The following is a 14,409-nucleotide window of genomic DNA, read 5'->3' on the forward strand; positions in this document are numbered from 1 at the left end:
TCGAAAGTGGGCGTAACTGATAGCTGCCTTCTACTAACCTTGCTGTGCTACACGCAAGCGTTTCCAAGCCTTTCTGACTTGGCATATTGATGACCTGCAACTCAGAGCCGTCGATCGAATCGCCTCTTTACTAAGGTTGATCTCACCGCGATCAAGAAACTTCCTAAGCGATGCATCAATCCTGCCTGCTTCCGAGCTGCGCAGCTTCTCGATTGATCGGGATCTCTTGCTTATTAATTCCCTTGAAAGCCTGGGGAAGTGTCGAAAAATGGTTTGTTCATGCATGCCGTGCTCTCGACTGAACTCGGCGAAGCTGGGATAGGGGGCGGGTCCTTGAACTGTCCTTCTAAGCGCGATCTCGATCGCTTCTCTTCTCTCTTCCCTGGTCCGCGGGATCTTCCTGTGGACTGTGCGAGGCAGCGTTAGACGGAATCCAAGGTCACATTGTTTCGCTGTCATCCTAGGGTTGGTGAGGAGCAGCGATATGTCTACATCGAAGTAGGCCGCCAACAGAAACAGGCTTCCTAGCCGAGGTCTGGCTATCGTTCTGCGCTCATGGAATATCTCTCCCAAGGGCTCCGCTAGGTCGGATCTATCGACACCGCCGCGCTCTATCTCCTTTATGAAGGCCACATGAGGATGCTTCGGGATCCTCTTGAGGACTGGAAGGGAGGCAATTAGTGAGTGGGCGTTCTTCTCCCCGAACGTGGGGTTAGGCATGTAAAAGCGTTTCGACGCACCCTTGGATAGATCGCGCAAGCAACGGAAGCACTTATCCAGGCCTGTCCTGCTTATATCGCTCCGCTGAAGTTCCCCGCACGACGGACACTTGTTGAGAAGCCGATGCTTATGAATGGAGCAGCGCTCGGATATCTGGAGTTGCCATACGAGTCGATCATAAACAGGAAGATCTGACCGGGCGTCATCCCGGTAGCAGGCCGGGCACCAGTAGCGCGTGTGTCGTACGGAGGAGATGCAGTTGCCCGAGCACGTTCCCCTGAGTCGCGAAAGCGTGCAGTCGGTAAGGTCGTGGCCTGTTGCGTCGCGTAGTACTTGCAGCGCGATATAGACGTTCGGGCCGTAGCCGTTCCATGCCATTTCCTCGCAGCGCGGGAGCGTCCTGCCCCTGCGCTGCTTCCACCATGCACGAAGATGTGACACGAGCTGATACCGCGTCACTCCATGTGCATCCGCCATGCGTGATAAGTATGAGGAAAGGCACTCGACCTGATCTGTGCCTACGCCCATGGGTGTTATGGAGAAGTAATGACTCACGGCGCGGCCTGGAGCACAGGATCCCGCTTTGGCTTGCGTCGACCCGGCTTGCTCTTCCTCTTTACTGGACTACTTTTTGCTGCGCTTCTGTTCCGAGTTGTGGCGACTGGACTCAGCACGCCTTCCCCGAGTGCGATCTCATCGATGATGGGATCCAACTGCTCCTGGAATCGCGTTCGAATGAAATGCTCTCGGGTTAGGCGCTTGGAGCCGGCACTCGTCATCTCTGACAGCGCGGTCAGGGTCCAAGACTCCAGAAGGCCGTAGCAACCAAGCGTTCCGTCGTACATAAGCTGCCAGTTCTGAAGAAGAGACTGGCCGCTGGCCCAAGGTAGAATTGGGTCGAGAGAAGCGAGCAGTCTATGGAACTTCTTCATGTCGGCTTCGACAGGCTTGTAACGCGGGAACTCGATTAGCGAGAGTCGGCCATTCAGATGGGCAGATGTGAAGCAGGCCGAAAGCAGTTCGTAAGATCCGGCGAGGACAATCTTCACGCCTGTCTCGTTACCTAAGCACTTTAGCCAGTCCAGAGCTGCAAGAGCACTGCGCGTACTCTTAGTTCGTAGCAAGTGATGGGCTTCATCGATGAAGATCAGCTCGATCCCCCTATGCTTTATGGCTTTGACCAGCCGAATTCTTGCGACGGTTTCAGTGTTGTTCAACCGGAGGCCATGCTCCTCACCTACGTAGAAGGCGTGCTCTACCGCGGCCAGCATCGTCAGAGTGAGATACCGCGTCGATATGAAGCCACTATCGGTGGTGGATGCATCAATCTCGATATACGGAGGAAACTTCCCTAAGGATGGCGGGTAGAGCTTTCGCAGGGCTTCTCTCACGGCACGGCTCTTTCCCACACGTGTTGGTCCAACGACCGCTAGCACAGATCCGCCTAGCATGAAGGTAGCGCGTGAGTGGGTGGTATTAACTACGGTCTGATAGTGATCGTGTTCGAGCGTCCTCTTGAGTTCTTCAATGATGTTCATCAGCCATTCTCCTTGCGACGCTTGAACGGCAAGACGAACTGGCTTGGCGGCAGGGGTTCCGGTTGAGTCTTGACCTTATTGGCGGGCCGATCGCGCTTTCCATCGAGCGCCTTTCGGTAGCGTTTGGCATTCGATTGCCTGGCATCCTTCTTGGCAATCTCGATTACGTCCTGACCTTCGTTGAATAGGATTGCCCGAATGCAGGCTTCCGGGTTGGGTACATCGTCGTAGTTGCCTGCGGCATGAGAGCAAGTCACCCGCTCACCGTTGAGTAGGACGTATAGACGATCCTGATCCCAAGGCTCTTCGTATGCAGCTACATACCCCTTGTGGAGACTTGAGAAGAGCTTTGGATGGCTGAACCATCGTCCGAAATGACGAATCCCAGATGGATGTACCTTGAGTCTGTAGCTGAGTTCGACGGCTGTCGCTCTGAGAAAGTCAGCGTTCAGAACAGCCTTTCGTCCGCTGATCGGCCACTTCTCGAGACTCGTCCGGAGCCTAGTATCGGGTGACTCTGCGTGAGATTTCGGCGCTAGATTGAAAGATCGGAAGAAGTAGTCTTCGACATGCCGGTACGTCTCGACAAGGTCAAATACTGCGGTCGACCTACTTCTGTGGGTGCTTGAGGTCTTCCTTCCCCTTGCATCGTTGTAAGTGCCGCCAGCGGTAAATTTGATGAAGCTTGAGAGGGAAGCGAATGCGCTTTCGATCTCCCCGCTGCCTTTGGGGAAGTCCGGTGGGCGGGTCTGCTTGGTAATTCCTTGCTGCGCTAGAAATATCTCAAAGTACTCTGAATGGAAGTCTCCGGATGGAATTCCTGCTCACCGAGCCGCCAGCGCAACACCGGCATGCATGCGCGTGCCGCGTGGTAACACCCCATGCCGATCCGTGCGTGGTCGCCATGGCCATGCGTGATGACGGCGGTGGCAACGGGACGCCAGGGGTCGATGTAGAAGTCACCCGCGGGGCAGTACATCCCCTCGGGACGGAGCTGGACGATGTCGCGGTCATGGACTCCCATCGATCAGGATTCCACGGCGAAGCGGGTTATGCGGACGTGACGCGGAACGAGGCGAATTCATCCGGAAGTCGCTAGGCGTGAGACGTGGCTCAGTCGGAAGCATGCCGATCCGGACCTTGGGTCCGTTGCGCACGTGCAGGGGCGCGAATGCATTGCGGAAAGGGCGCTGGTACGCGCTTGGGGCGTCACTGTGCGGGCCTGAATCGCGTCCCGGTCGCTTCGACCTGGAATGTGCCGTCATCCAGCGCGATGACACGGAGGCCGTCGGCGGTGCGGAACTCGGCCGCGGCGCCGGTCTTCCGATCGCCCGCGCGGAGGTTGTCTTCACTGTCGGGCATCACGCGGATCAACGACACCTGCTGTCCCAACTCGTCCACGACGAAGATCTCTTCGTTCACGGGTTTCATGCGTACCTCCTCTGTGGTGGCGCTGCCTGTTCTTCCGGTTGCCGTGCAATGTCCTGAGTGGCGCCTTCAGGATTTTCGTCGCGTCAGTATCTGGCCGACGATGGCGGTGATCAGCAGGCAGCTGTTGGTGACCGTGAACACCCAGTTCTCCAGCAGGACGGAATAGACGACGAACAAGAGCGATGCGCTGGCCTGGCCGAGGAACAGCCAGGCTGATACGGCTTCCCGGTCCTTGCTTGCCGACTGCTTGGCGATCTGCCGCACGAGCGTCGCCAAGAGGATCGCGGAGGCTGTCCAGCCAATGATGTCGGTCACCGTCGACACTCCCGTGCTACAGGCCCGAAACGACGCGCCACGGTGCAAGGCCGTCCGGTACCGCGCACTGGGTCAGTCGCGCTATCCGGCGGACCGCGTCCAGCTCGCATGCTGCCAGGCGTAAGAGCGGCGCGGCGGCGCGTGGATGACGTCGGGTGCCAGATCCTCCCTGCCGCAGGCGCGGGCAATCAGGCGTTGGCGGTCCAGTGTCCAGCGTGTCGCCCAGCCCTTTCCGCTCTGTACCGAACGCACCGCGAACTGCTGCGGCGCGATGCCGGGGACATGCAGCAGGGTGCGCACGATCCAGCCGGCACCGACGGGCAGGATGCGGATCAGGGGATGATCGCCGAGGTGCAAGGTGTGCTGGTCGTTTTCCTGTCGCCACACATAGTCGGGCGAGAGCTTGGCGTGGGGCATGTCGCTTTCCCTGGTGCGGCGCGTGGGATGCCCAACGGTACGCATGCGGCGTCGATGCCGCGTCAACGTCGACGGCCGCGCCGAGCGAGGAAAGACCGATGCACGTCGGCGCGCGACGGCCACCGACATGGTGTTCACCAACATGACCTGCGGTGCACATCGTGGTCACGCGTCGCGTGGAAGATCCGATGCACGCCGTGCATGGCGAAGACGCGTCGGTGTTGCGCCGCGTCGACCGCATGCACACGCCTTGTCGCCCTACCCCTGGAATCCCGATGGCCAGCCAGAAGAAGCCCGCCAAGTCCCCCGGAACGCCACGACCCGCCGCGCGAGGCGCAGGCGACGAACGCCACGACAGTGCCGGCGGACAGCATCCCCGTCTGACGACCAACCAGGGCATCCCGGTCGCCGACAACCAGAACTCGCTGCGCGCAGGGCCCCGCGGCCCCACGCTGCTGGAAGACTTCATCCTCCGCGAGAAGATCACCCACTTCGACCACGAACGCATACCGGAACGGATCGTCCATGCGCGCGGCACCGCGGCGCACGGCTACTTCGAACTCAAGAAGTCGCTCGCGAAGTTCACCACCGCCAAGGTGCTGACCGACGTGGGCGTACGCACGCCGGTGTTCACCCGGTTCTCGACGGTCGCCGGCGGCGCGGGCTCGGTCGACACGCCGCGCGACGTGCGCGGCTTCGCGGTCAAGTTCTATACCAGCGAGGGCAATTGGGACCTGGTGGGAAACAACATCCCGGTGTTCTTCATCCAGGACGCGCTGAAGTTTCCGGACGTGGTGCACTCGGTGAAGATGGAGCCCGACCGTGGCTTTCCGCAGGCGGGCAGTGCCCACGACACGTTCTGGGACTTCGTGTCGCTGACGCCCGAGACCATGCACATGATCATGTGGGCGATGAGCGACCGCACGATCCCGCGTTCGCTGCGGACCATCGAAGGCTTCGGCGTGCACAGCTTCCGGTTGCTGGATGCGCAGGGCCGTTCGACCTTCGTGAAGTTCCATTGGCGACCCCTGCTCGGCATCCAGTCGACGGTGTGGGACGAGGCGGTGAAGCTGCAGGCGGCCGACAACGACTTCCATCGGCGCGACCTGTTCGAGGCGATCCAGGCCGGCGCCCATCCGGCCTGGGACCTCGCGGTGCAGCTGTTCACCGAGGAGCAGGCCGCGGAATTCCCGTTCGACCATCTCGATCCGACCAAGCTGATCCCCGAGGAAACCATCCCGCTGACCGTCATCGGGCGGATGGTGCTGGACCGGTGGCCGGACAACTTCTTCGCCGAAACCGAGCAGGTGGCGTACTGCCCCGCGAACATCGTGCCCGGCATCGACTTCAGCGACGATCCGCTGCTGCAGGGACGGCTGTTCTCCTATCTCGATACGCAGCTATCCCGGCTGGGTGGCCCCAATTTCCACCAGATCCCGGTCAACGCACCCAAGTGTCCGTTCGCCAATCTGCAGCGCGACGGACACATGCAGATGGCGGTTCCGAAGGGGCGCGTCAATTACGAGCCCAGCTCATTGCAGGCCGATTCACCGCGCGAGACGCCGGCAGGGTTCCGCTGCCATGCCACGCCGGTGGAGTCGGGCGGCAAGCAGCGGCTGCGCCCCGAATCGTTCGCCGACCACTACACCCAGGCACGCCTGTTCTTCCGCAGCCAGAGTGCGCACGAGCAGGCGCACCTGGCGTCCGCGCTGGTGTTCGAGCTGTCGAAGGTCGAAACTTCGCATGTCCGTGAGGCGGTCGTCGGCCATCTGCGCCACATCGACCAGGCATTGGCCGAACGCGTGGCCACGGGTCTGGGTATGGATGGCATGCCAGCGGCGCCCGACGCGGCCGTCGCACCGAAGGACATGCCGCCATCGCCTGCGCTGCGCATCATCGACCGCATGCGCGACACGCTGGAAGGACGCGCGATCGGCATCCTGGTCGACGATGGCTCCGATGCGAAACTGATCAAGGCGCTGCGCAAGGCGATCGAGCGCGAAGGGGCCACGGTGAAGGTTGTCGCACCTCGCCTTGGCGGCGCCACCCTCGACGACGGCATGCAGCTGCCGGCCGACGGCCAACTGGCCGGCACGCCCTCGGTGCTGTTCGATGCCGTGGCCCTGGTACTGGATGCCGATGCCGGCAAACGCCTGGCCAAGGAGGCCGCCGCCGTGGATTTCGTGCGCGATGCGTTCGGCCACCTGAAGGCGATCGGCGTCGACGCGGGCGCACAGGTCCTGCTGAAGGCGGCAGGCGTCGGGCGTGATGCCGGCGTGGTCGATGCCGACCTTACCGAGGCCTTCCTCTCCGCTGCGCGAACGCGGCAATGGAACCGCGAAAAGAAGGTCCGCACGCTGGCCTGACCGCCGCGTCACGCAGACCGTTCACCCGATACCACCGACAAGGAGACCTGTATGGACAACCTGACCGCCGGCTACACCTTCCTCGGCTTCTTCCTGCTCGCGCTCGGGCTGGTGCTCTCGATCCTGTGGATCCTGGTGCCGTTCGCGGTGTTCGGCATCAAAGGACTGCTGCGGCGGCAGATCGAGGAACAGCGCAGGACCAACGAGTTGCTGGCCACCGTCGCGCAGCGTCAGCAGATCGTCGCCGACAGCTATACGGTTGCGCCGGGTACGGTGGTACGCGAACGGCCCGTCGTACCGCCGCTCTGATATCCCACTCTCCGTTATCGCGGAACACTGTCGCGCGCGTCGGGATAGTCCCGTTCCGGGTCGGGGCGGTCCGTGCGGGGCGCGTCGGGCTGGTCATGATCCTTCCAGCGCGCGTTGTCGTTGCGATGCTTGTCGGGCGTGTTGGCCTTTTCGCCATCCCCGTGCGGATTGGGCTTGTGCGTTTGCGGCTGGCTCATGGGTCTGGACTCCCTCGTAGGCGCGGGTATCGATTTCAAACCCCGAACGGTGAGTGGCGCGTGAGCCGGGGCAACCGGTGTTCACCCGGCCCTCACCGAAGGCGCGCGACAACGGCGTCATGACCGATGAAGCTGCTCACGCGATCCCTTCCACGCCATCCAGCGAGAGCCGGCTGACGCGCCGCGCCGCCATCCTGCGCTTCCTGTTCCGTTACCGGAGAACCGGCGTGTTCAACGGCCTTTCGTTGGAACCGGCGATGCTGGACGAGGACCTTGCCGACGACGGCAGTCCGGACAAGTTCGCCGACGAGCTGGAAGCGCTGGGTCCCACCTTCGTCAAGCTGGGGCAGATGCTGTCGACACGCCCCGATCTGGTGCCCGCCGCCTATGCGACGGCGCTGGAACGCATGCAGGAGAAGGTCACGCCCGTGTCCTTCGACGTGATCCGCGAACAGGTCGAGGACGCACTCGGCGTTCGCATCAGCAAGGCCTACGCCAGCTTCGACGAGACCCCGCTCGGCTGCGCGTCGCTGGCGCAGGTCCACCGCGCGACGCTGCGCGACGGCCGCGAGGTGGCGGTCAAGGTGCAGCGGCCCGGCGTGGCGCAGCAGCTGATGGCCGACCTCGACCTGCTGCGCGGGATCACCAGCACTGCCGACCGCTTCACCGACGTGGGACGCCATGTGCGCTTCTCGGAATGGCTGGGCGAGTTCGCGCGCTCGCTCACCGCCGAACTGGACTACGTGGCGGAAGCGGAGAATCTGGAGCGCTTCCGTGAGCACCTGGCGCCGTTCCGGCAGTTGTGGGTGCCTGCGCCGGTGTGGGACTACACCACCAAGCGCGTGCTGACGATGGAACTGGCCGATGGCCGGCGTGTGGACCAGATTTCCGGCTTGCGCCGTACCGAGCAGGGCATGACGCCGCTGGCGGAAGACCTGCTGCGCGGCTACCTGGACCAGGTGTTCGTGCATGGCGAGATCCATGCCGACCCGCACCCGGGCAACCTGCGGGTGACGGACGACGGACGCCTGGCGATCTTCGACCTTGGCATGGTCGCCAACGTCCCGCCCCGCCAACGCGACCGCCTGCTCAAGCTCCTGTTCGCCGCCGTCGATGGTCGCGGCGAGCAGGTCGCGGAAGAGTGCATCGCCCTGGGCATCCGGCTGGAGGACTACGACGAGCCGCGCTTCCTGCGCGAAGTAGGCCAGCTGATCGCCCGATACGGCGCCCATCAGTCGTCGATGTCCGAGGGCAGGGTGGTGCTGGACCTGGTGCGCATCGCCGCCCAGTGCGGCCTGCGGCCACCCCCGGAGCTCAGCCTGCTCGGCAAGACGCTGCTCAACCTGGATACCGTCTGCCACCTGTTGGCGCCCGAACTCGATACCAAGCGCGTGGTGGAGGACCAGCTCCAGCACGTGATGCGTGCGCGCCTGCGCAAGTCGCTGTCTTCGCCGAACCTGGCCAGCGAGATGATGGAGGTCCAGGCGCTGCTGCGCGATGGACCGCGCAAGCTGTCGGACATCCTCTCGCTGGTCGCCGAGAACCGGTTCCAGATGCGGGTCACCGGCCTGGAAGAATCCAGGCTGATGGAGAACCTGCAGAAGATCGCCAACCGCATCTCCGTGGGCGTCATCACCGCCGCGCTGATTCTCGCCTCGGCGATGATGATGCGCGTGCCGTCGTCGCACACGCTGTGGGGCTATCCCGTGGTGGCCTTGGTGCTGTTCCTGCTGGGCGTGGCGCTGGGGGGAGGCATCATCGCCAGCTCGCTGCTCAGCGACCATCGTGCGCGGTCGCGCGAGGAGCGCGGACCACGCTAGTGCGGCGGCGATCAGCCCTTGGGGCCACCCATGACCGGCAGCACGATGCCGTTGACGTAGGACGACATCACCGGTGAGGCGAGGAAGACGAATGCCGGCGACAGTTCTTCCGGCTGCGCAGGACGGCCCATCGCGCTGTCCTTGCCGAACTCCGCGACCTCCTCCGCGGGCTTGTCCGCCGGATTGAACGGCGTCCACACCGGTCCCGGCGCCACGGCATTGACGCGGATGCCGCGCTCCAGCAGGTTGGCGGCGAGCGCCTTGGTGAACGCGTGCACGGCACCCTTGGTGGCGGAGTAGTCGATCAGGCTGGGGCTGCCGAACAGGCCGGTGACCGAGCCGCAGTTCACGATCGACGCCCCGCGCTCCATGTGGGGCAGGCAGGCGCGTGCCATGTGGATATAGCCGGCCACGTTCGTCTGCAGCGTCTCCTGCAGATGCGCGTCGGTCAGGTCCTCCAGGCGCTTGGCATGCAGCTGGAAGCCCGCGTTGTTGACCAGCACGTCGATCCTGCCGAACCGTTCTGCGACCTTGCCAGCCACCCGGTTGCAGAAGCCGGAGTCGCGCACATCGCCGGGAAACAGTACGGCGGTTCGGCCTTCCTTCTCGATCCAGCGCGCCGTCTCCTTCGCGTCCTCGTGCTCATCGAGATAGAGCACGGCGACATCGGCGCCCTCGCGCGCGAACAATACGGCCACCGCCCTGCCGATGCCCGAATCGGCGCCGGTGACGATGGCGGTCATGCCCTCCAGCTTGCCGCTGCCGCGATAGCCGGCGGCCTCGAAGGCCGGAGCGAGGATCAGGTCCGCTTCCTCACCAGGCTTGTCGAGATGCTGGGCGGGCATCCGCACCGGTTGCTTCCTGACCCCCGCCTGCGTCGCCTTCTTCGGCGGTTTCGAAGGCGTGGCGGCGTCCTTTCGGTCGATGTCCGCCTGCAGCTTCCGCTGTCGGGTCACCGTCGTCTTCGCGCCCTTTGTCTGCGTATCCGGCTGTTTCGCCGCTTTCTTCTTCGTTGTCATGGCGCGCCCTCCTTACGGGAGCCGCCATCATCGCGACGTCGTACGTGGGTATCGCGTGATTGGCGTCGCCTTCACACCGGCTCGACACGTCGTCGTGCAGGTTCACCAAACTGAATTCCAACGGGAACCGCCATGTCGATCTCGGCTGTCGTCCTCATCATCGAAGACAACCGGAGCCTTGCCGAAGCGGTGGGCCTCTATCTGGAGAGCCGCGGCATGGAGGTCGATTACGCGGCCGATGGCGCGGAGGGCTACCGGCTGGCGGTGGAGAACCGGTACGACGCCATCATCCTCGACGGCAATCTGCCGCGCATGGACGGTATGGACGTGGTGAGGAAGCTGCGGGGAGAGGCGCGCATCTCGACCCCGATCATCATGGCGACCGCACGCGACACGCTGGACGACAAGCTCGCGGGCCTGGAGGACGGCGTGGACGACTACCTGACCAAGCCTTTCGCGACACAGGAACTGGAAGCCCGCCTGCATGCGGTTATCCGTCGCAACCGCAAGGAGGTCGGCAGGAAGGTGCTTCAGGTCGGCGATCTTTCGTTCGATCCCGCCTGCCACCGTGTGCGGCGAGGTGACCGCGAGATCGAGTTGTCTCCGGTGTCCACGAAGTTGCTGACCATCCTGATGCGTGAGTCGCCGCGCGTTGTGTCGCGCCGCGAGATCGAGCGCGAGATATGGGGCGACGATCAACCCGATTCGGACACGCTGCGCAGCCATCTGTACAACCTGCGCAAGGTCGTCGACCGTGGCTTCGACACGCCGCTGCTCCATACCGTGCAGAGCGCCGGGTATCGCATCGCCGACCTCGAGCCGGCGCATCGTCCGCAGCCCGTCGCCGTCGCGACGGCCTAGCCCCCACGGCGTTCACCCGGCACGCCTACTATCGCGTCGCGGCTACTCGTTCAAGAATCCAGGCCTGCAGCGCTTCCGTGTCCGACATGTCGCCCTCGTAGACATGGTCGGGGCGATACGCTTCGTTGTCGCCACGCAGCCGCCCGCGGTAGACCTTCGTCGGCACCACGGCCCAGACCAGATCGCTGGGCAGCCGTTCGGCGCGCACTTCCATGTACAGGGTGTCGGCGGATGTCTCCCGCCCGACCTGGATGACGCCCAGCGCTTTCCAGAGGTCCATCGCATCCAGGCACGCGGATGCGCAGGCGGAATCGGTCACGACGTAGACGCGGGGCGCGCGGTCCATGCCCCCGCCGTCTGCGAGCGCGGCGGGCTGCGGATCGCCCGTTTCGTCATTGGCCTGGCGCCACAGGGCCAGACCCTGCTGCTGGGCCTGCTCCAACCCCGCGAGCACCGCACTCAGCCATGCCACCTGCTCGACATCGGGTGAGGGCGCGGCGGCTACGCGATCGCGCAGGGTGCGGATGTGCTGGATGTTCGCGACGGAGACGCGCCAGTCGACGCCGTCCGATCTCTGCGTTGCACGTTGCACGGCGGCGGGTCCCCACAGGCTTTCGGCGATCCTGCGGCTCCAGTGCGACGAACCCCCCGTGTTGCCGCGCACGTCCAGCACGATCACGCCTTCGCGCAGTGGTTTCGCCTGCGCCTGCACCTGGGCGACCAACGAGACGAGCGCGTCGTAGTCATCCGATTGTGGATTGCCGTCGAACGTGCCCAGCGACAGCCAGCTGAGGCCCGGCCACGACTGCAGCCCAACAGGCGCACGCAGCATGGGCTGGACCCGTGCGCGCTGCGCTTCGAAGGTCGCGTCGTCCATGTCGTGCCACTGGAGCGTGATGCGGTGGCGCTGTCCCCGTGCTTCGAAGATGCACTCGCGTAGCGGCGCGAGCCAGGGATTGCGCTCGTCGATGAACAGTCGCGGCCCAAGATCGGCGCGCTGTGCTTCCAGCATCCAGCGTCCGCTGAAGCGCCCCAGTCGCTCGCGCGCCAGCACGTCGGCGGACAGGCCGTCGCAGGACACCAGCACCGCGCCGACGCGGGGCGCTGCGGCGTCTTCACTCACGGCGACCACCTGCCGGTCGCCGTCGAAACGCGTCAGGAAACCTGGCCAGCGCTTCGGCAGGGGTGTCCAGTTGCGGGTCGCCACCATCTGGACATGACCATCGTCGAAGAAGGCCTGGAACTCGCGCAGGGCCCACCAGTAACCGCCGGCATCGCGGGTTTGCCGGACGCGGGCCAACGTAGTGTCCAGCGCTTTCTCGAGCACGGCGTTGAAGCCGGGGTTTGCCGTGTCGACGGTGCCTGGGTGGCTTTCCCGGATAGCGGCGTGGAAGCGCCGGGCATCCTGTTCCAGGCGTTGCCGCCAGGCATGGCCATCATCTGCCGCGAGCGCGGGGAGCCCGGTCAGCAATGCGATCGACATCGTGGCGATACGGAGTGCGGTGCGGCATGGCGGGCGCACGGGCGCGGTCGGTTACATCTCAGATCCTGGGTGTGTGGGGAGCTTGCATGTCGTCGATGTGGACGAGCTCTTCGACACCGCTCCGGTTCCGCCAAGCGAAGTGCCTCAGGACCCAGGCGCCGTCGACCAGGCCGGCATCCACGTCCGCGCGGTGCCGGAGCGGAATGGGAACGCCGTACGGATTGCCGGTGGGCATGTCGACCACCAGCAGGGCGCGGTCCCAGCCATCGTCGGTCCCGGCGCCGCTGGCCAACGCCACGTACTGGCTGCCCTGCGGCGAGAGGGCCAGGGCCGGCTCCGTCGACGCATTCAGGCCCGCCATCGGCTGGTCGCTGCCCTGCGGTATCCACGGGCGAACCGCGTGGTACTGCAGCGTCCTGACGTCGAGCACCACCGAGCGGTTCACCAGCAGCCAGCGTCCGCCCTGCAGCGTCAGTGCTGCGGGTGCGTGCTCGGCAAGGCGCGGGCTCTGCTCGGCGACCGGTTGCCCCGCCGCGGCATCGAGCCACTGCAGCTGTGCGACGGGCCGATCCATCGCAGGCAATGCGCGTACCTGCAAGCCATGGTCGCCGTGCTCGACCAGATGGACACCCATCCCCGAGGGCACCAGCAGCGCCGGTCGCGGCGCATCCTTCAGCACGTACACCGTGTTGAACGACGAGATCGCATCGCCGGGCCGTCCGGGCAGCGACAGGCTCACCGGGCGGCCCTCATGTCGCAGCGAGAAGCGATGGATATCCATCTTGCGGAAGGGGTTCATGGTGGAGTCGGGAAAGCCCGGCGCGGAGATCCGGTCGCGCTTGGCGACGATGGTGAGGGCGCCGATATCCAGCTGGAATCCCTTCTCCGGCCGACTCGCGGCGGAATGCGCCACGCCCGACGCCACCAGGCACGCCGACAGCATGCCCAGGCCGATCCATCCCCAGGACGCCATGATCATGGTCTTCACGGGCGTGTGCCCGTCGATGTTTCTGACGCGTGTGTGCGATGCATGCCGGAGCTCCGTCGCCGAATGGCGTGACGTCATCCATTCTGCGGTTCTGCCGTGAGGTGTCTCTGCACTTCATGCACTGCGTGTATGCACTATGGGAACCCTTCCGGAGCGTGTCCTGATGCGTCCAGTTCACTGGGTGCCTGATTCTTGTGCACGCATTACCGAGCCTGGCGGACGCAGCGTTCCTACACTTCCGGTCGATGGGCGTGCCGTTCCGGTGCAGGCCCCGGACCTTCCTGGAACCTGGACATCGGATGGCGTTCGCGTTGCTGTCGGGCCTGGCCCTTGTCGCCTACGTCCTTCTCGCCTGGCACCAGCATCGCCGTGCGTCGGACGAGCGCGGTCAGCGCGAGCGGCTGCAGGGGGGCATGCAGGTGAACCACACCGCCTTTGGGCAGACATTCCTGTACACGGCCACGCGCGACCAGACCGGCGGACAGCTGTTCGTCGCGGTGCTGGGTCTCGATGCGTACAGTTCGGGCCCGGTGGCCTGCGTCCATCCGCGTTCGACCGTGAGCATCACGGTGGCGAGAGGCTGTCTGACGCTATGGGTGGACGGCAAGCGAAAGCGGCTGGGGCCGGGTGAAGGCATCGTCATCGCGCCGCGCACGCCTTACCGCTACTTCAATGCGGGCGACGAGCCCGTGTCGGCGCAGGTCGAGGCAGCGCCTGCCGGCGCACTCGACATGTTCCTGGTGCAGGTCGACCGGTCCGGTCTTGGGCATTCCAGACGCGGCGCGCGGACCTGGTTGCAGGCCGTCAGCCTGTTCGCAGCCTACAACTGCACCTATGTCGCGTCGTTGCCGGTCTGGCTGCAACGGGGATCGGCCATCCTGCTCGGGCCCCTGATCCGCCTGCTGCGCATCCGGACGTACTACGCGGAATAGGTCCGCCATCAGA

15 protein-coding genes and 2 pseudogenes are annotated in these 14,409 nt (G+C 64.4%); 5 read left to right on the forward strand and 12 right to left on the reverse strand.

The features are described 5' to 3' along the window. Positions 1-33: 33 nt before the first annotated feature. The 8 genes and pseudogenes from ACSQ1W_RS00005 to ACSQ1W_RS00040 form a co-directional block, all read right to left on the reverse strand. Positions 34-720, reverse strand: a complete 687-nt coding sequence (locus tag ACSQ1W_RS00005; protein ID WP_436046270.1) for a hypothetical protein — start codon at positions 718-720, stop codon at positions 34-36. A 129-nt stretch (positions 721-849) separates the two neighbouring features. Further along, positions 850-1,248, reverse strand: a pseudogene (locus ACSQ1W_RS00010) (TniQ family protein); the annotation flags it as partial. Between the two features lie 23 nt (positions 1,249-1,271). Beyond that, on the reverse strand, positions 1,272-2,258 hold the full coding sequence (locus tag ACSQ1W_RS00015; protein ID WP_436041119.1) for an AAA family ATPase: 987 nt from the start codon (positions 2,256-2,258) through the stop codon (positions 1,272-1,274). After that, complete coding sequence (locus ACSQ1W_RS00020) at positions 2,258-2,515, reverse strand: hypothetical protein (RefSeq protein WP_436041121.1); 258 nt, start codon at positions 2,513-2,515, stop codon at positions 2,258-2,260. The genes ACSQ1W_RS00015 and ACSQ1W_RS00020 overlap by 1 nt, the downstream gene beginning before the upstream one ends. Positions 2,516-3,069: 554 nt before the next feature. Next, positions 3,070-3,282 (reverse strand): annotated as a pseudogene (locus ACSQ1W_RS00025) (ligase-associated DNA damage response exonuclease); the annotation flags it as partial. Positions 3,283-3,467: 185 nt separating this feature from the next. Then, positions 3,468-3,689 (reverse strand): hypothetical protein, encoded by a 222-nt coding sequence (locus ACSQ1W_RS00030; protein ID WP_436041123.1) that lies wholly within the window; start codon positions 3,687-3,689, stop codon positions 3,468-3,470. Between the two features lie 66 nt (positions 3,690-3,755). Then, a complete protein-coding gene (locus ACSQ1W_RS00035; protein WP_436041125.1) occupies positions 3,756-4,004 on the reverse strand; it encodes a hypothetical protein in 249 nt (82 codons plus the stop codon). 81 nt (positions 4,005-4,085) lie between these two features. Further along, entirely contained in the window at positions 4,086-4,421 is a 336-nt protein-coding gene (locus ACSQ1W_RS00040; protein ID WP_436041127.1) for a hypothetical protein, read from the reverse strand. Between the two features lie 275 nt (positions 4,422-4,696). On the opposite strand from ACSQ1W_RS00040, the gene ACSQ1W_RS00045 reads away from it, so the two are divergent. Together ACSQ1W_RS00045 and ACSQ1W_RS00050 are read left to right on the forward strand one after the other, a co-directional pair. Continuing rightward, on the forward strand, positions 4,697-6,787 hold the full coding sequence (locus tag ACSQ1W_RS00045) for a catalase (protein WP_436046028.1): 2,091 nt from the start codon (positions 4,697-4,699) through the stop codon (positions 6,785-6,787). 51 nt (positions 6,788-6,838) lie between these two features. After that, complete coding sequence (locus ACSQ1W_RS00050) at positions 6,839-7,096, forward strand: hypothetical protein (RefSeq protein ID WP_192271438.1); 258 nt, start codon at positions 6,839-6,841, stop codon at positions 7,094-7,096. 14 nt (positions 7,097-7,110) lie between these two features. Here the strand turns inward: ACSQ1W_RS00050 and ACSQ1W_RS00055 are convergent, their stop codons facing one another. Further along, positions 7,111-7,293: a hypothetical protein gene (locus tag ACSQ1W_RS00055; protein ID WP_436041130.1), complete on the reverse strand. Its 183-nt coding sequence runs from the start codon at positions 7,291-7,293 to the stop codon at positions 7,111-7,113. A gap of 119 nt (positions 7,294-7,412) precedes the next feature. On the opposite strand from ACSQ1W_RS00055, the gene ACSQ1W_RS00060 reads away from it, so the two are divergent. Continuing rightward, on the forward strand, positions 7,413-9,113 hold the full coding sequence (locus ACSQ1W_RS00060; RefSeq protein ID WP_436041132.1) for an ABC1 kinase family protein: 1,701 nt from the start codon (positions 7,413-7,415) through the stop codon (positions 9,111-9,113). Positions 9,114-9,124: 11 nt separating this feature from the next. On the opposite strand, the gene ACSQ1W_RS00065 is transcribed toward ACSQ1W_RS00060, so the two are convergent. Continuing rightward, positions 9,125-10,132, reverse strand: a complete 1,008-nt coding sequence (locus tag ACSQ1W_RS00065) for an SDR family oxidoreductase (protein ID WP_436041134.1) — start codon at positions 10,130-10,132, stop codon at positions 9,125-9,127. Positions 10,133-10,264: 132 nt separating this feature from the next. On the opposite strand from ACSQ1W_RS00065, the gene ACSQ1W_RS00070 reads away from it, so the two are divergent. Further along, a complete protein-coding gene (locus ACSQ1W_RS00070; protein ID WP_436041136.1) occupies positions 10,265-10,993 on the forward strand; it encodes a response regulator transcription factor in 729 nt (242 codons plus the stop codon). 28 nt (positions 10,994-11,021) lie between these two features. On the opposite strand, the gene ACSQ1W_RS00075 is transcribed toward ACSQ1W_RS00070, so the two are convergent. Then, entirely contained in the window at positions 11,022-12,476 is a 1,455-nt protein-coding gene (locus tag ACSQ1W_RS00075; RefSeq protein WP_436041138.1) for a hypothetical protein, read from the reverse strand. Between the two features lie 58 nt (positions 12,477-12,534). Beyond that, complete coding sequence (locus ACSQ1W_RS00080) at positions 12,535-13,449, reverse strand: hypothetical protein (protein ID WP_436041140.1); 915 nt, start codon at positions 13,447-13,449, stop codon at positions 12,535-12,537. 314 nt (positions 13,450-13,763) lie between these two features. Between ACSQ1W_RS00080 and ACSQ1W_RS00085 the strand changes: the two genes are divergently transcribed. Further along, a complete protein-coding gene (locus ACSQ1W_RS00085; protein WP_436041142.1) occupies positions 13,764-14,396 on the forward strand; it encodes a cupin domain-containing protein in 633 nt (210 codons plus the stop codon). Positions 14,397-14,409: the final 13 nt, after the last annotated feature.

It is taken from the genome of Pseudoxanthomonas sp. LjRoot143 (genome assembly GCF_964252945.1).
Taxonomy (GTDB): domain Bacteria; phylum Pseudomonadota; class Gammaproteobacteria; order Xanthomonadales; family Xanthomonadaceae; genus Pseudoxanthomonas_A.